Source organism: Azospirillum picis, from assembly GCF_017876115.1.
Taxonomy (GTDB): Bacteria; Pseudomonadota; Alphaproteobacteria; order Azospirillales; family Azospirillaceae; genus Azospirillum; species Azospirillum picis.
Window position 1 is genome coordinate 211060 of sequence record NZ_JAGINO010000001.1, and the last position, 20474, is coordinate 231533.

Sequence of the window (20474 nt, forward strand, 5' to 3'; positions counted from 1 at the left end):
CACCCTCAAGATCGATGCGCCAATAATATCAGGGATACCCTTTATGACCGCCGAAATCTTAAGGTTTCGTGGCGGCAGCCCCGCGCATCCATGACCACTGCACGGCGGCGATCTGATCAGGTGCCGCTCGGGCCACGGCGCCAGTGCAGGATAGTATCCCAGCTATCCGCTTTCCCGGCACCGCTATCCCTGTCTCCCCACACCACAACCGTCCCTGCCGGCTATTGTGAGGTCTCTACCCCCTTTGGCCGGCGATGCTGCCGGCCGCGGCACAGGACGGAATCGGCAACGATGGAAGCGACCCATTACGAGCTGCCTGCCAAACCGGCAGCGACGCCGGTGTCCGCCACCGGTTCCGTGCTGCTGGTGGATGACGACCCGGATTTCCGCGGCATGGTCGCCACTGCTTTTCTTCGCGCCGGATACAGCGTGCGGGAGGCCGAGAACGGCAACGCCGCCCTGACCATCCTGCACGGAGAGCCGGTGGATCTGGTGGTGACGGACATCATCATGCCGGAAGCCGATGGATACGAAGTCATCCTGCGGCTGAAGGACGCGCCGTCGCGCCCGCCGCTGATCGCGGTTTCGGGCGGCAGCGTGCGCCTGCGCCTGGAACTGCCGAACATGGCGCGCCTGCTGGGCGCGGAGGCCGCCTTCGAAAAGCCGCTCAACCTTCCGGCGCTGCTTGCCGAAGCCGGGAGGCTGATCGCGTATCGCAGGACCGGGGGACTGAAATGAAAGTCCTCGTCGTCGACGACGATCAGACCAACCTGTTCATCATGGCCGCCATTGTCCGACGCCTGGACGATGCCGATCCGGTGACGATGACCAGTCCGGTGAAAGCCATCGACTGGATGCGGGAGAACGAGCCCGACCTCGTCCTGCTGGACCAGATGATGCCGGACATGGACGGCATCGAACTTCTCCGCCGGATCCGCGGCGACGCGAGGCTGGACGAGGTGCCGGTGGTGATGGTCACCGCGAACACCGCGGCGGATGTCCGCATGCGGGCGCTGGATCTCGGGTGCAGCGACTTCCTGACCAAGCCGATCGTCGTCCCGGAGGTACAGGTCCGCCTGCGCAACCTGCTGGCCCTGCGGCATGGGCGCACCCTGCTTCGCGACCGCGCCGCCCTGCTCGCCGCCGAGGTGGAGCGTGTGACCGCGGCGCTCCAACGGCGGGGAGAGGATCTGGTCCACAGGCTCTCGCGCGCCGCCGAATACCGCGATCCCGAGACCGGCGCCCATATCGAGCGCATGGCTCTCTATTCGCGCCTTATCGCGGAAGCGGCCGGCTGTGGCGACGACTTCGCCCATGATCTGCAGAAGGCGGCTCCGATGCACGACATCGGCAAGATCGGTATCCCCGACATGATCCTGCTGAAACCCGGGCAGTTGACGCCGGAGGAAACGAGGGTCATGCGCCGGCACACCACCATCGGCCACAGGATCCTGGCCGACAGTGACATCCCGTTGCTTCGCATGGCGGCGGAGATCGCGCTCACCCACCACGAGAAATTCGACGGCAGCGGTTATCCCGCCGGAAGGATCGGCAACGCCATCCCGCTGTGCGGCCGCATCGTCGCCATCGCCGACGTCTTCGATGCCCTGACGTCCGCGCGGCCCTACAAGCGGCCCTGGACGCTGACAGAGGCGCGGGCCTTCATGATCGAGCAGCGCGGCCTGCATTTCGACCCCGCCCTGCTCGACGCCTTCCTGTCGCGCTGGGACGACATCCTTTCGATCCACAGTACCCATGCCGATCATCCGGCACAGCTTTGCCCGATGGGAACCTAGAGCCTGTCTGGTGCTTATTGAATCACCAGACAGGCACTAAGCTCTTGGTTTTCCGTGTGAGTCACGTTTCAAGCGGGATCGCTCGATCCGCGACCTGCACGGGAAAATGGCGCCTGGAGTCAGGGATGCCAAGGCTCGGTCGACGGATCTGAGACTATGCGGTTTCAGCGGCGGCATGACGGCGGCGGGCGGCGCCCGTCAGTTGACGATGCGCCAGCTTCCGTCCGGTTGAAGGCAGGCGGTGCCGTAGACCGGCTGCGACCGGCCACCGACGACCACACGGCTCTGGTATTCACGGCACTGCTGGCCACTGCGGGACAGATAGACCGGACCGGCGGGGTCTGCCGGCACGACCGCCGCCGCTGGCGGTGCGTAGGCCGCTGGTGGTGCATAGGTCACCGGGGGCGGCGGTGCATAGACGACCGGCGGCGGCGAATACACCACGGCCGGCGGTGCGTAAACCACCGGCGGGGGAGCATAATAGCGGTAGGGATGATAATAGCCGTAGGCCGGGAAGACAGGTCCGACCCCAACGCCGATCGACACCGACGTCCGTGCCTGCGCCCCGTCCGGAGCCGCGAGGAGCATGGCGGACGCCGCAAGCGCCACGGCCCCAAGCACAACCGCCCTCAATCCCGTCTTCATCATCCCTCTCCCGGGCAAGGCCGGCACGATCGCCCGGCCGAGCATACGCAGCACAGTATACACGCCCGCCGCGGGCTGAGACAGGGGGAGGCGGCGGGGCTGCCCCGCCGCCGCTTCAGATATCGAGCGGAAGGTTGTCCGGATCGAAGCCGAGCTGCTCGACGATGGCGCGGGCGAGCGGAATGCTGGTCTCGAAACGCCACTCGCCGACGCCGGGCCGGTACTCCGACACGTTGGGGCGGCCGTTGGCGAAACGGCGCGGATGCAGCTCGTACCAGTAGATGTCCCCAAGCGAGACACCCTGCTCCTGCGCATAAGCCTCGGCAATGCGGGGCCAGTCGTTCACGGCCGGTCGGGAGGATCCGGTCGTCTTTGCGATGTCCGTCTGCTCCAGGAAGGCGACGATGCGTTTTCCTTCGCGCTCGAAGTCGGCGACCCGAATGGTGACGGGCTCCCTCCCCTCACGATGATAGGTCCACTCGCGGTTCTTTTCGACCAAGGCCTTATCCACGGCAAATGCTCCGGTTCACTCCTGCAAAGGCTAACCGACCAGCCCGCCTTAAGCCAACTGTTCCGTTGTCCTATACGAACGGGCGGGGTCGGCTCGGGGGACGGGCTTTCGGCCGAGCCGTCGGGGACCGTCCCCGTCCATCCGGCATGGCGGATCGCAGGGTACCAAAGCACGCCGTTTTTTCCTTGTACACGAGAATGTGGCGTACAGGGGGATGCGGGGCGCCCGCACCGGGGCAGCCGGTGCCGGCCGCCCCGACTTCGGTCGCTCAATAGCCGATCGTCATGCCGTCGGGGTTGCGGGGATCGGAGTAGCCGGACATGCCCTCATCCGTCATCTGGATGGTTTGGGTGCGCCCCATCGTTGCCTTGACCGACACCTTGTGCCCCATCCGCTCCAGCAGCCGGACGGTGTCGGGGCTCAGCCCCTTCTCCACCCGCAGTTCGTCGGGGGTCCACTGGTGATGGACGCGCGGCAGGGCCGCAGCCTCGGCCGGGTTCATGCCGAAATCGATGTGGTCGACCACCGTCTCCATCGTGGTGGTGATGATGCGGCTGCCGCCGGGGCTGCCGGTGACCAGCCAGGGCTTCCCGTCCTTCAACACGATGGTCGGCGACATCGAGCTGAGCGGCCGCTTGTACGGCTGGACGGCGTTGGCGTCGCCGCCGATCAGGCCGAAGGCGTTGGGCACGCCCGGCTTGGCGGAGAAATCGTCCATCTCGTTGTTCAGCAGGATGCCGGTGCCGGCCGCGACGATGCCGCTGCCGAAATTGAGGTTGAGGGTGTAGGTCGTGCTGACCACGTTGCCCTGGGCGTCCGCCACCGAGAAATGCGTGGTCTGGTCGCTCTCGTAGGGCGCCGGATTTCCGGGCTTGATGGCGGCCGCCGGCGTCGCCTTCTCCGGATCGATCCTGGCGGCGAGCTCGTCCGCATATTTGCGCGACGTAAGCCCCTTGACCGGAACCTTGGTGAAATCCGGATCGCCCAGATATTCGGAGCGGTCGGCATAGGCCAGCTTCATCGCCTCGGCCATGAGATGGATGGCCTGGGCGCTGTCGGGGCCGTAGTCCTTCAGCGGCCAGCGTTCCAGGATGTTCAGCATCTGGATGATGTGGGTGCCGCCGGAACTGGGCGGCGGCATCGACTTCACCGTATAGCCGCGATAGCTGCCGGCGACCGGCTCGCGCTCGACCACCTTGTACGCCTTGAGATCCTCCTTGGTCAGGTAGCCGCCGTGCTGCGCCATCTCCGCGGCGATCCTGTCGGCAATCGGCCCCTCGTAGAAGGCCTTCGGCCCCTGCTGCGCGATCATTTCCAGCGAATTTGCGAGGTCTGGATTGGCCAGCGTCTCGCCGGCGGTCAGCGGCCGGCCATCCTTGAAGAAGATCGCCTTGGTCGCGTCCCACTTTGCGAGGTGGTCGCGCTCCACCTCCAGCAGGCCGGCAAGCTGCGGGGTGACGGTGTGGCCGTCGCGTGCCAGGCGGATGGCAGGTGCCAGGACGTCGGCAAGCGGCATGGTCCCGTATTTTTCCAGCGCATGGGCGAGACCGGCGACGGTGCCGGGGATGCCGACCGCGAGGTGGGTGTAGAGCGAGCGGTCGGGCACCACCTTGCCCTGCTCGTCCAGGTACATGTCGCGGAACGCCTTGGCCGGCGCCATCTCGCGGAAGTCGATGGCGACGTCCTTTCCGCTCTTGGCGTCGTGGACGATCATGAAGCCGCCGCCGCCGACATTGCCGGCGTTCGGCAGGACAACCGCCAGCGCGAAGCCGACGGCGACCGCCGCATCGACGGCATTGCCACCGCGCTTGAGGATGTCGACCCCGATCTCGGTGGCGAGCCGGTGTTCCGAGGCCACCATGCCGTTCCGTCCGAGCACCGGGTGGAAGATCTCGTTGCCGATGTCGTAGCGGACGGACGCAGCACCCGCGGTCGAGGGGGCCTTCTGGGCAAGGGCCGGCGGCGGCAACAGCATCGGCAAGCCGACGCACAGAGCCGCCAGCGCTGCGACGGAAGAGCGGGGCCGTAAGGCGGGCAACCACATGGGGCGAACCTCTTGAGCGGGACTGCGGATCCGGAACGCCGTCCGGGGCGCACAGGATCGCACAGACGCAACGTCCGGTCTTCTTTCCGTTGCCGGCCCGCTCAATGCCTAGCCATCAGGGTTACCCACGCAATCCGGCCGGCCGCACGGAGTGCGGCCGTAAAGGAATGAGGCGCCGTCTCAGTAGGTCGGCGTCAGCCCGCGCTGGCTCACGCCCTGCGACACGCCCTCGCCGTGCCCGGAGGAGTCGTGCCCCAGGGAATCGGGATGATGACCCGACAGGCGGTCCTTGACCGGGCAATGGCCGCTCATGCCACGGGCGACGAGAGCGGCGCCGACCAGCCCCATGATGGCACCGGGGATGCTCGCCCCCTTGCGCAGGCCACCGGCCGCAACGGCGAGGCCGAGTCCGGTGGAGACGATGCGCTCGCCCATGCCGAGATTGGCATGGCCTTCGAAAACGCTGTCGTAGGCATCACGAATGGTCGACTGGGCGCTCATGGCGGCTCCGTTTGCGTTGGGGACGTTCTGCCCTTCCAACGCCGGAACGCCCCCTCTGTTCCACCGCAGCGCCATGCGCGGCTCGCGGTCAGCCCGGAACCGAGGCCATGTCGCGGATCGACCGGGCCAGCCGCGCCGGCTCGACCGGCTTGGACAAGACCGTCATGTCGACCTCGCGCACCGCCGCCGTCGATGTCAGATCCTCGGCATAGCCGGTGACCATCAGGATCGGCGTCGCGTCCTGGCGGGCGCGCAGCTTGCGTGCCATCTCAAGGCCGGTCATCCCCGGCATCATGTGGTCGGTGACGATGACGTCCGGCCGGAAGCCGGACTCCAGCAGGCTGAGCGCCGCCGCGGCATCGGCCACCTCGCGCACGGAAAAGCCGGCCTGAGCCAGATACTCCGCGGTGGCCGTGCGGACCAGTTCCTCGTCGTCAACCAGCAGGACGGCACAGCCGGCGCCCAAGGCCGGAGCCGCCTCGGCGGCCGGCGGCGGCTGGGCGGCCGGCGGTTCCGCCACGGCAGGACCGGCAGCCCGCGGCAGGTAGAGCGTCACGGTCGTGCCCTCTCCCGGTCGGCTGGACAGCGCGACGCCGCCGCCGGACTGGGTCGCCAGGCCGTGCACCATGCTGAGGCCGAGGCCGGTGCCGCGCCCGACCTCCTTGGTGGTGAAGAACGGCTCGAAGGCGCGGGCGGCCACCTCCGTCGGCATGCCGGTCCCGGTGTCGCTGACCGCCACCGACACATAGTCGCCGGGCGCCAGGTCGGGCACGGTTTCCGGGTCGGCCACCCGGTTGCCGGCGGTGATCCGCAGCGTGCCGCCGCCCGGCATGGCGTCGCGCGCGTTCAGCGCCAGGTTCAGCAGGGCCATTTCCAACTGGGTCGGATCGATCATCGCCGGCCACAGGCCGGGCGCGATCTTCACCTCCACCCGCACCATCTGGCCGATCGTGCGGCCGAGCAGCCGGCTGATCCGCTCGACCAGGCCGCCGACATCCACCGGCATCGGCCGCAACTGCTGGCGTCGGGAGAAGGCCAGCAGATGCTGGGTAAGGGTGGCGCCGCGCTCCACCGCCTGGAGCGCCAGCCGCGCCGGGCCGACGATGCGTTCGTCGCAGCTTCTGCTTTCGATCACATGCAGGTTGATGCCGATCGCCTGGAGCAGGTTGTTGAAGTCGTGCGCTACCCCGCCGGTCAATTGGCCGATCGCCTCCATCTTCTGGCTCTGGCGCAAGGCCTGCTCGGCCTCCTCCCGCGCCTCCAAGGCTTGGCGGGCGGCCTCGGTCGCCTGCGTGGCGGTCTCGTAGGCGCGGAACTGGCGGGCGAGCGCCCAGAGCGCCAGCAGCAGCGCCGCGGTTCCGACGCCGCCGGCCAACCCGATCGACCATGCCTGCATCCGCCAGTCCACCAGCACCGCATCGATCGTGCGCGTGACGTTGACGATCAACGGATAGTCCGAAAGAGCCCGCGTCGCCACCAGCCGCGGACCGGCATCGAGACCGTCGGGTGCGACGAACACCCCGGCGCCGGACTGCGACAGCACGTCCAGGAAACGGCGCTGCCCGACCGCGCTGCCGACGCCGGGCAAGGCCGGATGCCGGGCGAGCAGGATGCCGTCGCGCCGCCACAGGCTGATGCTGCCGTCGCCGTCGGGCTGCAGCGCCTTGTACAGCCCCTCGAAATAGCTCAGCTCGATCGCGCCCAGCACCAGCCCGACGAAGCGGCCGCCGGGGCCGCTGACGCGGCGGGCCAGATAGATGGTCCAGGTGCCGGTTCCGCGGTTGCGCACCGGTTCGCTGATGAAGGGTTCGGGCGTGTCGTGGTCGCGCAGATAGGAGAAATAGTCGCGGTCGGAGACGTTGACCTGCGGGATCGGGTAGAAGCGCGAGAAATTGACCAGCCGGCCGTCGTCGGCGATCATCGTCACGGCGTCGAGCTGCGGCACGCCGGAGGTCCGCGCCCGCAGCATCTCGTGGGTGTCGCGGCTGGACATGCGCTGGACATAGGCTTCGGGCGTGGCGATGCCCTCGGCCCTCACCTGCTCGACGATCGTCCCGAGCACCAGGTTGACGCTCTGCATCGCCCGCGCCGTCTGCTCGGACAGCGACAGGTTCAGGGTCGAGAGCTCCCGCTCGGCCCCTTCCAGCTCGTGCTCCCGCATGCTGCCGATGTAGTGGAGGGTGGCGACCAGCAGCATGGTGACGCACAGCGTGCCGATGAACAGCAGGATGCGCAGCGGCCGGCTGGCACGCAGGTGCGCCAGCCAGCGGGCCGGGAACGAGGTCAGCGGTGCGCCTTGCGGGCGCACGGTCCTGTCCGAGGAAGTCAAGTCACGCCCGTATCGATGATGTCCCGCCCCGCCGCGATGATCCGGGGACGGGGGCGCTCCGTCAAGGCCGTCAAGGCTGATAGGACCCTCACGCCCGTGCCCGCACCGGCGCCCGGACCTTCAGGACCGACAGCGCCAGCCCCGCGAAAACCAGAAGGCCGCCCGCCAGCTTGGCGGCCGTCAGGGTTTCCCCCAGCAGCAGCGCGCTGGAGCTCATCCCGAAGATCGGCACCAGCAGCGAGAAGGGAGCGACGACGCTGGCGGGATGGTGGCGCATCAGGAAGCCCCAGGCCGCGAAGCCGAACAGCGTGGCGCCGCCGGCGATGTAGAGCAGCGAGGCCACACCGACCGGTGTCAGGGAGGCGAAGGCGTGCAGGATGCGGTCCGGCCCTTCCAGCACGCCCGACAGGACCAGCAGGGGCAGCGGCGGGATCAGGCTGACCCAGACCATCAGGCTGAAGAGGTCGGGCGCCTTGGCCTGCTTCATCACGATGTTGGCCACGCCCCAGGCGGCGGCGGCGGCAAGCGTCAGGCCGAGGCCGAACAGCGACTCGCCGGCCGGCAGCTCGGTGGCGATCAGCCCGATGCCGGCGAAGGCGACCGCCATGCCGGCGACCTGCCGCGGCCCCGGCCGGTCGCCCAGCGCGGCGGCGGCGAAGATGGCGGTGAAGAACGCCTGCGCCTGCAGCACCAGCGAGGCCAGCCCCGCCGGCATGCCGACGTCGATGCCGAGGAACAGCAGCGGGAACTTCACCACCCCCAGCATCACGCCGATGCCGATCACGTAGCGCCATGGCACCGGCGGCCCCTTCCGCCAGAGGACGGCCAGTGGCAAGGCCGCCAGTGCGAAGCGCAGGCAGGAGAAGAGCAGCGGCGGGAAATCGCGCAGGCCGACCTTGATCGCGACGAAGTTGAAGCCCCAGACGGCGGCGACCGCCACGGCGAGCAGGATGTGGGAAGCACGCATGGTCCGCAAGCTAAGCGGGCGCCGCCGGGGTGGTCAATCCGCCGCAGGGTGCGCCCGCCGCGTGGCTGGCCTGCGCGCCGGCCTCCCCCCTGGCGCCTCACTGGTCCGCATGCAGGATCCGGCATTCGTCCGATGCGTTGATCGCCCAGGACGAGCCGGACAGCAGAAGCACCCCGAGGTCGCCCAATCCGCTGCTGCGGAAGGCGACCCGGTGGCCGCGGGCCAGCGGCCCCATCTCGTCGAGGAAGCGCGCGGTCGGCACGGCGACATAGAGGGTGCCGTCGGGCAGCGCCCGGGCGCTCAGGGTCAGGCGCGAGCCCTGGTCGAGGCTGGCGGTGAGGTCGTAGCGCTCCCCCGGCTTGGCGGCGGCCCCGGCGTCGGACGGCGTGTAGCCCGAGAGGATGAAGCCCGATTCGGCAGTCGCGGTGCGGAAGGCCAGGCGCGGCGCCCCCGTCTCCCCGCCCGGCGGCTGACCGGCCGCCGCGGCGCGCTCCGCGACGCAGAAGGGCTTGGCGCCGGGCGGGGTGTGGATGGTGACGGTCCAGCCCTTGCCGGTGCCGAAGGGCTTGGCCGGCCCGTCGGGCAAGGCGGCCGTCGGTGGCGGGGCGGCGGGGGGCGGCGGCACGGTTTCGCAGGCGGAGAGTGCCAGCGCGAGCCCGGCCAGCAGGGCCAAAGGCGTCGCCGCCCGCACGGTCCGCCGGTGCCGAGAAGGCATCCGCACGCCCGTCCGGTGCAGGGCGACGGGCAAAAGGTGCTGCCGATCCATCGCGGCGTCCTCCCCATCCCTGATCTCGTCGTGGCGCCCTGCATACCACGTCCGCATGCATCCGCGCGACCGTCGCGGGAACCGCCCCGGCTGTGCTAGAAGCGGGAACGGGAAGGCGGGCCACCCCCCGCCCCCGGCTTCCTGCCGTTGGCCCTAACCACTGGTTGCCATGCCCTACGCCGACTTCATCCACCTGCGCGTCCATTCCGCCTATTCGCTGTCGGAAGGCGCGATCAAGGTGAAGGAACTGGTCAAGCTCTGCGCCAAGCAGCAGATGCCGGCCGTCGCGGTCACCGACAGCGGCAACCTGTTCGGCGCGCTGGAGTTCGCGCTGGCGGCGTCCGACGTCGGCGTGCAGCCGATCATCGGCACGGTGCTGGGCATCACCCGCGTCGGCCCCACCCAGTCCAAGCCTGGCCTGCCCGGCAAGGCGGCGGCCACCCCGGACCAGATCGTCCTGCTCTGCCAGAACGAGGAGGGCTATCGCAACCTGATGAAGCTGGTGTCGAAAGCCTTCCTGGACTCCGATCCTCTGGCCGGCCCGCAGGTCCCGCTCGACGCGCTGCAGGGCCATTCCGGCGGCCTGATCGCGCTGACCGGCGGGCCGGGCGGCTCGCTCGGCCGCCTGCTGCACGAGGGGCAGAAGGATCTGGCGCTGGAGGTGCTGGAGACGCTGAAGGGTCTGTTCCCCGGCCGGCTCTATGTCGAGCTGCAGCGGCACGAGGGCGGGCGCGGCCAGTTCGCCGCGGTCGAGAACGCCATCGAGCCGGCGCTGATCGACCTCGCCTACGCCCACGGCCTGCCGCTGGTCGCCACCAACGACTGCCACTTCGCCACCGCCGACATGTACGAGGCGCACGACGCGCTGCTCTGCATCGCCGAGGGCGCCTACCTGAGCCAGGAGGAGCGCCGCCGCCTGACGCCCGACCACCGCTTCAAGTCGGCGGAGGAGATGCGGCTGCTGTTCGCCGACCTGCCGGAGGCGGTGGACAACACGGTGGCGATCGCCCGGCGCTGCTCCTTCCTGCTGAAGCCGATCAAGCCGATCCTGCCGCCCTTTGCCTGCGAGGGCGGCCGCACCGAGGACGACGAGCTGCGCGCCCAGTCGCGCGCCGGCCTGGAGATGCGGCTGGAGAAGGTCGTCTTCACCCCGGACATGACACCGGAGCAGCGGGAGGAAACCCGCAAGACCTATTTCGAGCGGCTGGAGTTCGAGCTGGACGTCATCGTCAAGATGAAGTTCCCCGGCTACTTCCTGATCGTGTCGGACTTCATCAAATGGGCGAAGGCCCAAGACATTCCGGTCGGCCCGGGCCGCGGTTCGGGCGCCGGCTCGGTCGTCGCCTGGGCGCTGACCATCACCGACCTCGACCCCCTGCGCTTCGGCCTGCTGTTCGAGCGCTTCCTGAACCCCGAACGCGTGTCGATGCCCGACTTCGACATCGACTTCTGCCAGGACCGCCGCGAAGAGGTCATCCGCTACGTCCAGAACAAGTACGGCTACGACCGCGTCGCCCAGATCATCACCTTTGGAAAGCTGCAGGCGCGCGCCGTGCTGCGCGACGTCGGCCGCGTGCTGCAGATGCCCTACGGGCAGGTCGACAAGATCTGCAAGATGGTGCCGAACAACCCGGCCAACCCGGTGACGCTGCAGCAGGCGCTGGACAGCGAGGAGATGCTGCGCCAGGCCCGCGACGGCGACGACACCGTGCGCCACCTGATCGACATCGCGCTGAAGCTGGAGGGGCTGTTCCGCCACGCCTCGACCCACGCCGCCGGCGTGGTGATCGCCGACCGGCCGCTGGACGAGCTGGTGCCGCTCTACCGCGACCCGCGCTCGGACATGCCGGTCACCCAGTTCAACATGAAATATGTCGAACAGGCCGGCCTGGTGAAGTTCGACTTCCTCGGCCTGAAGACGCTGACTGTGCTGAAGACGGCGGTCGACCTGATCGACGGGAAGCCGGACCTCACCACCGTCCCGCTGGACGACGAGAAGAGCTACCAGCTTCTCAGCCGCGCCGAGGCGACCGGGGTGTTCCAGCTTGAAAGCTCCGGCATGCGCGACGTGCTGCGCCGGCTGAAGCCCAACCGGCTGGAGGACATCATCGCGCTGGTGTCCCTCTACCGCCCCGGCCCGATGGACAACATCCCGAAATACATCCGGGTCAAGAACGGGGACGAGAAGCCCGACTACATGCATGACAGCCTGGAAGGCATCCTGAAGGAGACCTTCGGGATCATGATCTACCAGGAACAGGTCATGCAGATTGCCCAGGTGCTGTCCGGCTACTCGCTGGGCGGCGCCGATCTCCTGCGCCGCGCCATGGGCAAGAAGATCAAGGAGGAGATGGACAACCAGCGCAAGATCTTCTGCGACGGCGCCGAGCAGCGCGGCGTGAAGGCGGAGCTGGCCAGCCTGATCTTCGACCAGGTGATGAAGTTTGCCGGCTACGGCTTCAACAAGAGCCACGCCGCCGCCTACGCGCTGGTCGCCTACCACACCGCCTATCTGAAGGCGAACCACCCGGTGGAGTTCATGGCGGCGTCGATGACGCTCGACCTCGGCAACACCGACAAGCTGAACGTCTTCCGCCAGGAGCTGGCGCGGCTGCGCATCCGGCTGCTGACGCCGGACATCAACCGCTCCGACTCGATCTTCGGGGTGGAGGAGCTGCCGGACGGGACCAAGGCGGTGCGCTACGCGCTGGCCGCGGTCAAGGGCGTCGGCCTGCCCGCCATGAAGGCGGTGGTGGAGGAGCGGCGGAAGAGCGGCCCCTACAAGAGCCTGTTCGACTTCGCCCGCCGGCTGGACCTGAAGACCATCAACAAGCGGCAGTTGGAGAACCTCGCCTGCGCCGGCGCCTTCGACGGGCTGAACCCCAACCGCGCCCAGGTCCATGCCGCCTTGGAGACCATCATCCGCTACGCGCAGGCGGAGGCGGCCGAGCGCGACAGCGGCATCGGCAACCTGTTCGCCGGCGGCGGCGGCGGGCTGCCGGAACCGGAGCTGCCCAAGGTCAAGGACTGGGAGCCGCTGGAGAAGCTGAAGCACGAGTTCGGCGCCATCGGCTTCTACCTGTCGGCCCACCCGCTGGACGCCTATTCCGGCCCGCTGGGGCGGATGAAGGTGGTGCGCTCGGCCGAACTGCAGACGGCGATCGCGCGGGGCGGCTCCACCCGCTACAAGATGGCCGGCATCGTGGTGTCGAAGAAGGAGAAGACCGCGAAGTCGGGCAACCGCTTCGCCTTCGTCGAACTGTCCGACGCCACCGGCGGCTACGAGGTGACGCTGTTCTCGGAGGTCCTGGCGGTCAACCGCGAGCTGCTGGAACCCGGCCGCCCGGTGCTGATGACGGTGGACGCCCAGCTCAACGGCGAAGAGGTCCGGCTGACCTGCCAGGAGATCAAGCCGCTTGAGGAGGCCGTCGCCTCGGTCAGCGCCGGACTGCGCGTGGTGCTGCGCGACCCCGGCCCGATCGAGCCCCTGCGCGCCACCCTGGACCGGCTGTCGCGCGGGCGGAGCCGCATCAACGTGCTGGTCGAGATCGACCCGTTGAAGGAGGTCGAGATCGAGCTGCCGGGGAGCTACACCATCACCGCGCAGAGCCGGTCCGCCCTGAAGGCGGTGCCGGGCGTCATCGAGGTGGCGGAACTCTGAGCGGGCGCGCGGCAGGGCCGGACATGGTCGATCCCGCGGGACGGGTGGCGGATTTCCGCCGTCCGTGCACCGCGGATGGAACATTTGAAACCGGATGAAACATCCGCGCGGCCCTGTTCCACCGTCCCATCCGGCGGGCAGCCCGCTTTCCCGATGACGGGGACGGACAGATCGCATCGCGGCGGGACTGGCAGGGACGCGGCATCGGGACATGCGGGGACCTTCCACCGGGGGCGGCCCGTTCCTCCTATCACGAACCGTCCGCCCTCCGGGACAATAGGTTCAAAATCCTCTGCACGATGCCGGACCGATGCCCGCCTCCCCATCCCCGATTCCGTCCCCACCCTCGCTCCGGCCCCCGTCCGCCTTCCGGCGCTTCATCGCCATCGACTGGTCCGGCGCCCGCGGCAGGCGTTATGCCGGGATCGCCGTCGCCGAATGCGGGCCGGGCGACGCGCCGCCGCGGCTGGTCGACGGACCGGGAGGCTGGTGGTCGCGGACCGCCGTGCATGACTGGCTGCGGTCGGAATTGGCACGGCAGCCGGCACTGGTCGGCATCGACTGCGCCTTTTCCCTGCCTTTTGCGGTGGCAGCGCGCAGCCTCCGCGACCGTGCGCCGACCGTCTTCGAGCTATGGGACGCGGTGGAGGAGGTCTGCGCCGGCGAGCCGGACTTCGGCGGCGCCCCCTTCACCACCCACGCCCTGCACGGCGCCGGCTTCTGGCACCGCGGTCCCCAGCCGGACTGGTACGACGACCCGCACCGCGCGACGGAAATGGCCTGCCGCGCCGACGGGCTGGGCCACCCGCAGAGCCCTTACAAGCTGATCGGTTCCAAGCAGGTGGGCAAGGGTGCGCTGGCCGGCATGAGGGTGCTGCGCGCCCTCCGCGCGGCGCTTGCCGGCCGGATGGCGGTCTGGCCCTTCGAGGAGCCGGCGGCGGGGATGAGCGCGGCGGTCGAGATCTACCCCCGCCTGTTCCTGAAGCGGACCGGCTTCGGGCAACGCAAGATCCGCGACGGCGGCGATCTCGACGAGGCGCTGCGGCGGCTGGGATCGCGGCCGCTGGAGCGGAGCGGCGCCGTGAGCGATCATGACAGCGACGCGCTGGTCTCGGCGGCCGGGCTGCGCCGGCTCGCCGCATGGCCGGCGGCCTGGGCGCCGCCGGGACTGGGCGAGACGGCACGGCGCCAGGAGGGCTGGATCTTCGGGGTCGGGTTGGAACCGGCACCGCCGGGGGCGGCCGGCCCCCGGCGGCGCGAAGGCCTGTTCAGCGAGCGACCGGACATGCTCTGATCCCGTCCCGCACACCGGCCGCCGTTCGGGCCGGCGGTGCCGTACCCGTTCGCCATCCAACCGACATCCTGCCCGACATCCTGCCCGACCGGTCCCGATGATGCCCTCCCCCCTCCATTCCTCCCCCCTCCATGCCTCCGCCCCCGCTTCCGCCGCACCCACTGCCCGCCGGCCGGCCCTCGACATCGCGCGCGGCTTGGCGCTCGTCGCGATGGCCCTCTACCACGCGAGCTGGGATGCGACCTATTTCGGCTTCGCCTCCTTCGACCTGCTGAGGGATCCGGCCTGGCTGGCGGCGCGGACGACGATCCTGTCGAGCTTCCTGCTGCTGGCGGGGATCGGGCTGGCCCTGGCCGCCAGGGGCGGTCTGGACCGCGGCCGCTTCCTGCGGCGGCTCGGCCGGGTGTCGGCGGCGGCGGCGGCGGTGTCGGCGGTGTCCTACGTCCTGTTTCCCGACAGCCCGATCTTCTTCGGCGTGCTGCATCACATCGCGGTGGCCAGCGTGATCGGCCTCGCCTTCGTCCGCCTGCCGGCGGCGGTGACGCTGGCCGTGGCGGCGGGAGCGCTGCTGGCCGGCCTCTCGCTCTCCTTCCCGCTGTTCGACAGCCCCTGGCTGCGCTGGATCGGCCTGGTCTCGGTCGAGCCGGACTCCAACGACTTCGTGCCGCTGCTGCCCTGGATCGGCGTCGTGCTGGCCGGCATCGCGGTCGGCAGGCACTGGCCCGGAATCGGCGACGGGGCGGCGACGGCGACGCGCGCGGGGCGGGCATTGGCCTTCGCCGGCAGGCACAGCCTGGCGGTCTACCTGCTGCACCAGCCGCTGCTGTTCGGGGTCGCCTGGGCCGCGGCGCAGATCCTGCCGGTTCAGCCGCCTGCGGTGCGGGATTTCCTCGGCTCGTGCATCGCGAGCTGCGAACAGGCGGGCGTGGAGCCGGCGATCTGCACGGCCAATTGCCACTGTATCCGGGCGGAACTGGACCGGAGCGGGCTGTGGGACGCCATCGCCGCCAACCGTCTCGACGAGCGCAGCCAGCTCGGGCTGAGGTCGGCCGCCGCCGCCTGCCACGGCCCATGACGCGGGTCTCTGGCAGTCAGGGGGCTGGGCGGTCAGGGAGGGCGGTCAGGAGCGGATCGGGCATGGGCCGGCCCTGCTCAGGTCGACTGCCGCTTCTCCAGCAGGCCGCGCAACAGGATGGTCAGCGTTTCGGCCAGCCTGTACTGGTCCTCGGCCGGCAGGTCGGCGATGACGCCGGCGAAGTCGTTCAAGGGATCGTGGCGCAGAAGCTCCATCGCCTTCGGCGTCGGGTGCAACTGCGTGACCCGGCGGTCTTCCGGCACCGGGACGCGGACCAGCAGCTCCTTGCCGACCAGAACCTCCACCATCTGCGATGCGGCGCCGCGGGTGGTGGCGTGAAAGTCGGCGAAGGCCGATACCGTGCGCTGGCTGTTGTTGGCACCGGCGAAGTAGCGCAGCGCCGTCCACTGCGACGGCTTCAGCCCGTGTGTGTATCCGAGGCTGTCGGCGATGTGCGCGATCTGCAGCATCACATCGGCGATCGCCTGGGGTGCCGCGCCGCCCGTTGCAGGTTCGTGTTCAGCGAAGTCCATGCGGGCCCCGAGGGTCAGGCTGTCGAGAGCAGCACCGCGCAGTTTTGCGAAGTCCATGTTCTTCCACTCTATATTGTTCAGTGGCTATACGATGGGCGTACAAAAAAGCGGGCGGCCAACGCTGTCAAAGCGGAAGCCACTTTGTTCCTTACGTCTCGAAGCACTTTAGCCTTTATCCCACCAAAACGGAACCCTGAAGACTTCATCCTTTTGTCTCGAAATGTCGCAAAGCCTTAGAATTGCCTCTGGCACTGTTCCGCTCACGCTTGTCTTTGTATTTGCTGGATTCTCCGGCGGATTCGGCATGCCGGCCATGCAAACGGGCACCCCGGGCAGTCGATCATCAGGTTTCACTGGCGTAATGTCGCATTCGCCTGTATACGCGCGCGGATGACCACATCTCCCGTCTCCAAGCCCATCTCGGCGGCGTCCGCCCCGAAGGTCGGTATCGTCAGCCTCGGCTGCCCGAAGGCGCTCGTCGACTCCGAGCGCATCCTGACGCGCCTGCGCGCCGAGGGGTACGAGATCTCGCCCAGCTATGACGGTGCCGACGTGGTGCTGGTCAACACCTGCGGCTTCCTCGACAGCGCCAAGAAGGAGTCGCTGGACGCCATCGGCGAGGCGATCAAGGAGAACGGGCGGGTCATCGTCACCGGCTGCATGGGCGTGGAATCGGACATGATCCGCCAGGTCCATCCCGACGTGCTCGCCGTCACCGGGCCGCACCAGTACGAGCAGGTGGTCAGCGCGGTGCACGAGGCGGTGCCGCCGACGCACAACCCCTTCACCGACCTGGTGCCGCCGGAAGGGCTGCGGCTGACGCCGCGCCACTATGCCTACCTGAAGATTTCCGAGGGCTGCAACAACCGCTGCAGCTTCTGCATCATCCCGAGCCTGCGCGGCGACCTGGTCAGCCGCCCGATCCATTCCGTGCTGCGCGAGGCGGAGAAGCTGGCGGTCGCCGGGGTCAAGGAACTGCTGGTGATCTCGCAGGACACCAGCGCCTATGGCGTCGACGTGAAGTACAAGCCGGAGAAATGGTACGACCGCGAGGTGCGCACCCGCTTCTTCGACCTGTGCAACGAGCTGGCGAACTTCGACCTGTGGGTCCGCCTGCACTATGTCTATCCCTACCCGCATGTCGACGAGGTCATCCCGCTGATGGCGGAGGGGAAGATCCTCCCCTACCTCGACATCCCGTTCCAGCACGCCTCGCCGACGGTGCTGAAGGCGATGCGCCGCCCGGCGGCCCAGGAAAAGCAGCTCGACCGCATCCGCAAATGGCGCGACGAGTGCCCGCATCTGGTGCTGCGTTCCACCTTCATCACCGGCTTCCCCGGCGAGACGGAGGAGGATTTCCAGTTCATGCTGGACTGGCTCAAGGAGGCCCAGCTCGACCGCGTCGGCTGCTTCAAGTACGAGCCGGTGGAGGGTGCGGCCGCCAACGAACTGGCCGGTGCCGTGCCGGAAGAGGTCAAGCAGGAGCGCTGGGAGCGCTTCATGGAGACGCAGAAGGCGATCAGCGCCGAGCGGCTGCAGCAGAAGGTGGGCTGGACGCTCGGCGTGCTGATCGACGAGGTCGACGAGGACGGCGCCATCGGCCGCTCCTATGCCGACGCGCCGGAGATCGACGGCAACGTCTTCCTGAACGGCGAGACAGGCCTGAAGCCCGGCGACATGGTGGACGTCACCATCGAACATGCCGACGACTACGACCTGTGGGGCAGCGTCGAGCGCGACCAGTAACCGTCCGGCAGGTGCAGCGCCCATGCGGGAACAGCGTCCATGCCGGTGACGCCCGACGACACCCGCCTGATGGACGTCCAGCAGGGCGGGCGCTGCTTCTACTGCGACGGGCCGGTCGGGGCGAAGGCGACCTTCGACCATCTCATCCCCCAGGCCTATGGCGGGATCGACGCCCCGGCGAACGTCGTGCTCGCCCACCGCCGCTGCAACCAGCGCAAGGGCGACCGCCTTCCCACCGCCGGCGAACTCGACCGCTTCTTCTCCCTGCGCCGCGGCAGCCGGCTGGGCGTCTGGCCGCCGTTGCACGCCCTGCGCGAGGCGGTCCTGCGCGGGGCGGGGGAGGACGCGGCGTGGATCGCCGTGGCGGAGGCGATCGCGCGCCTGCGCTGAGCGGAGCCATCCTCGCCCGCTGGAAACCAATCCGCCGCCGATCCGTTGAAGAGGGGTGCAACACGCAACGAGGAGGCGTCCCGCGATGGCCGGAGAGCAGAACAAGCAGCCGCACACCGAACAGAGCATCCGCCACACCGACGGCGAGCAGAACACCGGCAACCACAAGAAGCCGGACGCGCCCGACGCCGGCGGCGCCGACCGCTTCGGCGGCACCCGCGCCGGCGCGGAGAACGTCGAGCCGAAGAAATAGCCGCAGGAAACGGCCTTGCCGATAGGGGCTGGCATCGCCGGCCCCGCCTGTGCGAGATCCGGGGGACGGCACCGCAAAGGACGTCTTCCCGCATGGCACCTTCGATCTTCAAGCGCTACAAAGTCCATTTCACCCGCCCCCTGCCCGGCCTGCGGCCCGGGCGGCCGGAACGCGACGCCATGGTCGACCGGGTCCGCCGCTTCGCCGGCGAGAACGGCATGGCCGGCGACCTCCATGCCATCGCCCCCAATGCCGGCTTCGGCATCCTCGAAGTCCGCTGCACGGAACGGCTCGCCCGACGGCTCTCCGACCTGCCGGAGGTCGAAACGGTGCAGGAGGGCTGAAGCGGCCCGCTTCGCCGGCCGGGGGAGCGGCTTTCCCCGCCCGCCCCCCAACCATCAGGGTACCGCAAGCGGATTAAGGGGCTGGCGATCCGGGGACTGCCGACTAGGTGATGCTGCGGCCGTGGGCGGCTCGCCCCGCGGCCCCCATCCTTGACCGCAGCATCACGAAGAAGGGGAGAAACCGGACATGGCGATGAGACAATCCGATGCCGAGTGGCGTGGCGACCTGAAGTCGGGCAGCGGCACCATGCGGCTGGGCAGCGGCGCCTTCGAGGGCGCCTATTCCTTCCCGTCGCGCTTCGAGAACGGCCAGGGCACCAATCCGGAGGAGCTGATCGCCGCCGCGCATGCCGGCTGCTTCTCCATGGCGCTGTCGGCCGCGCTGTCGCAGGCCGGCCATCCGCCGACCCGCGTCCACACCACGGCCAAGGTGCATCTAGAGAAGGCCGGCGCCGGCTTCGCCATCAGCCGGATCGAACTTGACTGCGAGGCGGAGATCCCCGGCATCGACGATGCCGCCTTCCAGGAACAGGCGAAGGGCGCCAAGGCCAACTGCCCGGTGTCGAAGGCCCTGGCCGGCACGGAGATCAGCCTGACCGCCAAGCTGCTGTGACGCCGCCTCCCGACGGGTTTCGCCGCGGGTTTCACAGATGATAAGGTGCGCCGCCCCGGGCCGGGGCGGCTCACCCCGCCGCCGCGGTCGCCGGAGGGCGAAGGAGCGGAGGGTGACAGTGAGCGGTATTCCGGATGCCGGACCCACGGAGGTGGACGGACTGGTGGAGTTGGGCGCGGCCCGTTTGGAATACCGGTGGATCCCGGCACGGCGCCCCGGCGCGCCGACGCTGGTGTTCCTGCATGAAGGGCTCGGCTGCATCGCCATCTGGAAGGATTTCCCCGACCGGCTGGCGGCCGCGACCGGCTGCGGCGCCCTCGTCTACTCCCGCCAGGGCTACGGGCGTTCGACGCCCTGCAGCCTGCCGCGCCCGCTGGACTATCATGTCGAGGAGGCCGACGGCATGCTGCCGGCGCTGCTGGACCGGCTGGGGGTGGCCGGCGACCTGGTGCTGGTCGGGCACAGCGACGGGGCGACCATCGCCCTGCTGGCGGCGGCAGGACGGCTCGCCCCACGCATCCGCCTCGCCATCGCCGAGGCGCCGCACGTCTTCGTCGAGGACGTCACGATCGCCGGCATCGAAGCCGCCTGCGAGGCCTGGCGCGACGGTGCGCTCCGCCGCGCGCTGGAACGCCTGCACGGTGCGAACACCGAGATCGCCTTCCGCGGCTGGGCCGAGACCTGGCTGGCCCCCCGCTTCCGCGCCTGGAACATCGAACACAGGCTTCCGTCGCTCCGCGTGCCGCTGCTGGTCATACAAGGCGTGGCCGACGAGTACGCCACCGGGGCCCAGTACGAGGCGATCGCGGCACAGTCGGGCGGCCCGGTGACGCTGCTGGTTCTTGAGGAGTGCGGCCATACCCCGCACCGCGACCAGCCGGAACGCGTGCTCGCCGCGATGGCCGAGGCGATCGGGCGGGCATAGGCAACCAGGGCGGCAACCAGGGCGGCAACCAGAGCGGCACCCGCGGCGGCAAAGCGGGCGGGAACCCTTCGGCCGAATGAC

At 69.2% G+C, this 20474-nt stretch carries 19 protein-coding genes; 11 read left to right on the forward strand and 8 right to left on the reverse strand.

Features of this window, described 5'->3' with window-relative positions; translation table 11 throughout:
* The first annotated feature begins 291 nt into the window (after window positions 1-291).
* Both J2850_RS00965 and J2850_RS00970 read left to right on the forward strand, forming a co-directional pair.
* Window positions 292-738 (forward strand): response regulator, encoded by a 447-nt coding sequence (locus tag J2850_RS00965; RefSeq protein ID WP_209977843.1) that lies wholly within the window; start codon window positions 292-294, stop codon window positions 736-738.
* Window positions 735-1796 carry an HD domain-containing phosphohydrolase gene (locus J2850_RS00970; protein WP_209977845.1) on the forward strand — a complete coding sequence of 354 codons (1062 nt, stop codon included), beginning with the start codon at window positions 735-737 and terminating at the stop codon, window positions 1794-1796. Before J2850_RS00965 ends, J2850_RS00970 begins: the two co-directional genes overlap by 4 nt.
* Window positions 1797-1994: 198 nt before the next feature.
* On the opposite strand, the gene J2850_RS00975 is transcribed toward J2850_RS00970, so the two are convergent.
* The 7 genes from J2850_RS00975 to J2850_RS01005 form a co-directional block, all read right to left on the reverse strand.
* Window positions 1995-2384 carry a hypothetical protein gene (locus J2850_RS00975; RefSeq protein WP_246512669.1) on the reverse strand — a complete coding sequence of 130 codons (390 nt, stop codon included), beginning with the start codon at window positions 2382-2384 and terminating at the stop codon, window positions 1995-1997.
* Window positions 2385-2556: 172 nt separating this feature from the next.
* Complete coding sequence (locus J2850_RS00980; RefSeq protein ID WP_211113724.1) at window positions 2557-2940, reverse strand: hypothetical protein; 384 nt, start codon at window positions 2938-2940, stop codon at window positions 2557-2559.
* Window positions 2941-3220: 280 nt separating this feature from the next.
* Complete coding sequence (ggt, locus tag J2850_RS00985) at window positions 3221-4996, reverse strand: gamma-glutamyltransferase (protein WP_209977850.1); 1776 nt, start codon at window positions 4994-4996, stop codon at window positions 3221-3223.
* 180 nt (window positions 4997-5176) lie between these two features.
* The gene (locus J2850_RS00990) at window positions 5177-5497 is read right to left on the reverse strand and encodes a YgaP family membrane protein (protein ID WP_246512671.1); all 321 of its coding nucleotides are present in this window, start codon (window positions 5495-5497) and stop codon (window positions 5177-5179) included.
* Window positions 5498-5585: 88 nt separating this feature from the next.
* On the reverse strand, window positions 5586-7805 hold the full coding sequence (locus tag J2850_RS00995; RefSeq protein ID WP_307353701.1) for a hybrid sensor histidine kinase/response regulator: 2220 nt from the start codon (window positions 7803-7805) through the stop codon (window positions 5586-5588).
* 109 nt (window positions 7806-7914) lie between these two features.
* On the reverse strand, window positions 7915-8793 hold the full coding sequence (locus tag J2850_RS01000; protein WP_209977852.1) for an EamA family transporter: 879 nt from the start codon (window positions 8791-8793) through the stop codon (window positions 7915-7917).
* A gap of 97 nt (window positions 8794-8890) precedes the next feature.
* The gene (locus J2850_RS01005; RefSeq protein ID WP_246512673.1) at window positions 8891-9559 is read right to left on the reverse strand and encodes a hypothetical protein; all 669 of its coding nucleotides are present in this window, start codon (window positions 9557-9559) and stop codon (window positions 8891-8893) included.
* 169 nt (window positions 9560-9728) lie between these two features.
* Here J2850_RS01005 and dnaE point away from each other — a divergent pair, with 169 nt between their 5' ends.
* From dnaE to J2850_RS01020, 3 genes are all read left to right on the forward strand, one after another.
* Entirely contained in the window at window positions 9729-13220 is a 3492-nt protein-coding gene (gene dnaE / locus J2850_RS01010) for a DNA polymerase III subunit alpha (protein ID WP_209977854.1), read from the forward strand.
* A gap of 310 nt (window positions 13221-13530) precedes the next feature.
* On the forward strand, window positions 13531-14514 hold the full coding sequence (locus J2850_RS01015; RefSeq protein WP_246512675.1) for a hypothetical protein: 984 nt from the start codon (window positions 13531-13533) through the stop codon (window positions 14512-14514).
* A 97-nt stretch (window positions 14515-14611) separates the two neighbouring features.
* Complete coding sequence (locus J2850_RS01020; protein ID WP_246512677.1) at window positions 14612-15589, forward strand: acetyltransferase domain-containing protein; 978 nt, start codon at window positions 14612-14614, stop codon at window positions 15587-15589.
* 77 nt (window positions 15590-15666) lie between these two features.
* Here the strand turns inward: J2850_RS01020 and J2850_RS01025 are convergent, their stop codons facing one another.
* Entirely contained in the window at window positions 15667-16179 is a 513-nt protein-coding gene (locus tag J2850_RS01025) for a MarR family winged helix-turn-helix transcriptional regulator (RefSeq protein ID WP_246512679.1), read from the reverse strand.
* Between the two features lie 333 nt (window positions 16180-16512).
* On the opposite strand from J2850_RS01025, the gene rimO reads away from it, so the two are divergent.
* From rimO to J2850_RS01055, 6 genes are all read left to right on the forward strand, one after another.
* On the forward strand, window positions 16513-17868 hold the full coding sequence (gene rimO / locus J2850_RS01030) for a 30S ribosomal protein S12 methylthiotransferase RimO (protein ID WP_209977857.1): 1356 nt from the start codon (window positions 16513-16515) through the stop codon (window positions 17866-17868).
* A 39-nt stretch (window positions 17869-17907) separates the two neighbouring features.
* Window positions 17908-18258, forward strand: coding sequence for an HNH endonuclease (locus J2850_RS01035; RefSeq protein WP_209977859.1), 351 nt, complete (start codon window positions 17908-17910; stop codon window positions 18256-18258).
* Between the two features lie 85 nt (window positions 18259-18343).
* Window positions 18344-18511, forward strand: a complete 168-nt coding sequence (locus tag J2850_RS01040) for a hypothetical protein (RefSeq protein WP_209977861.1) — start codon at window positions 18344-18346, stop codon at window positions 18509-18511.
* A 92-nt stretch (window positions 18512-18603) separates the two neighbouring features.
* Window positions 18604-18855 (forward strand): hypothetical protein, encoded by a 252-nt coding sequence (locus J2850_RS01045; RefSeq protein WP_209977863.1) that lies wholly within the window; start codon window positions 18604-18606, stop codon window positions 18853-18855.
* A 187-nt stretch (window positions 18856-19042) separates the two neighbouring features.
* The gene (locus J2850_RS01050) at window positions 19043-19468 is read left to right on the forward strand and encodes an OsmC family protein (protein ID WP_209977865.1); all 426 of its coding nucleotides are present in this window, start codon (window positions 19043-19045) and stop codon (window positions 19466-19468) included.
* 118 nt (window positions 19469-19586) lie between these two features.
* The gene (locus J2850_RS01055) at window positions 19587-20393 is read left to right on the forward strand and encodes an alpha/beta fold hydrolase (protein WP_307353698.1); all 807 of its coding nucleotides are present in this window, start codon (window positions 19587-19589) and stop codon (window positions 20391-20393) included.
* Window positions 20394-20474 lie beyond the last annotated feature (81 nt).

Bases quoted from the DNA above. Each gene is read 5' to 3' on its own strand.
- J2850_RS00965 (WP_209977843.1), top strand. From the start codon at position 292: ATGGAAGCGACCCATTACGAGCTGCCTGCCAAACCGGCAGCGACGCCG.
- J2850_RS00970 (WP_209977845.1), top strand. From the start codon at position 735: ATGAAAGTCCTCGTCGTCGACGACGATCAGACCAACCTGTTCATCATG.
- J2850_RS00975 (WP_246512669.1), bottom strand. From the start codon at position 2,384: ATGCTCCTCGCGGCTCCGGACGGGGCGCAGGCACGGACGTCGGTGTCG.
- ggt (WP_209977850.1), bottom strand. From the start codon at position 4,996: ATGTGGTTGCCCGCCTTACGGCCCCGCTCTTCCGTCGCAGCGCTGGCG.
- J2850_RS00990 (WP_246512671.1), bottom strand. From the start codon at position 5,497: ATGAGCGCCCAGTCGACCATTCGTGATGCCTACGACAGCGTTTTCGAA.
- J2850_RS01000 (WP_209977852.1), bottom strand. From the start codon at position 8,793: ATGCGTGCTTCCCACATCCTGCTCGCCGTGGCGGTCGCCGCCGTCTGG.
- J2850_RS01005 (WP_246512673.1), bottom strand. From the start codon at position 9,559: ATGGATCGGCAGCACCTTTTGCCCGTCGCCCTGCACCGGACGGGCGTG.
- dnaE (WP_209977854.1), top strand. From the start codon at position 9,729: ATGCCCTACGCCGACTTCATCCACCTGCGCGTCCATTCCGCCTATTCG.
- J2850_RS01015 (WP_246512675.1), top strand. From the start codon at position 13,531: ATGCCCGCCTCCCCATCCCCGATTCCGTCCCCACCCTCGCTCCGGCCC.
- J2850_RS01020 (WP_246512677.1), top strand. From the start codon at position 14,612: ATGATGCCCTCCCCCCTCCATTCCTCCCCCCTCCATGCCTCCGCCCCC.
- J2850_RS01025 (WP_246512679.1), bottom strand. From the start codon at position 16,179: ATGGACTTCGCAAAACTGCGCGGTGCTGCTCTCGACAGCCTGACCCTC.
- rimO (WP_209977857.1), top strand. From the start codon at position 16,513: ATGACCACATCTCCCGTCTCCAAGCCCATCTCGGCGGCGTCCGCCCCG.
- J2850_RS01035 (WP_209977859.1), top strand. From the start codon at position 17,908: ATGCCGGTGACGCCCGACGACACCCGCCTGATGGACGTCCAGCAGGGC.
- J2850_RS01040 (WP_209977861.1), top strand. From the start codon at position 18,344: ATGGCCGGAGAGCAGAACAAGCAGCCGCACACCGAACAGAGCATCCGC.
- J2850_RS01045 (WP_209977863.1), top strand. From the start codon at position 18,604: ATGGCACCTTCGATCTTCAAGCGCTACAAAGTCCATTTCACCCGCCCC.
- J2850_RS01050 (WP_209977865.1), top strand. From the start codon at position 19,043: ATGGCGATGAGACAATCCGATGCCGAGTGGCGTGGCGACCTGAAGTCG.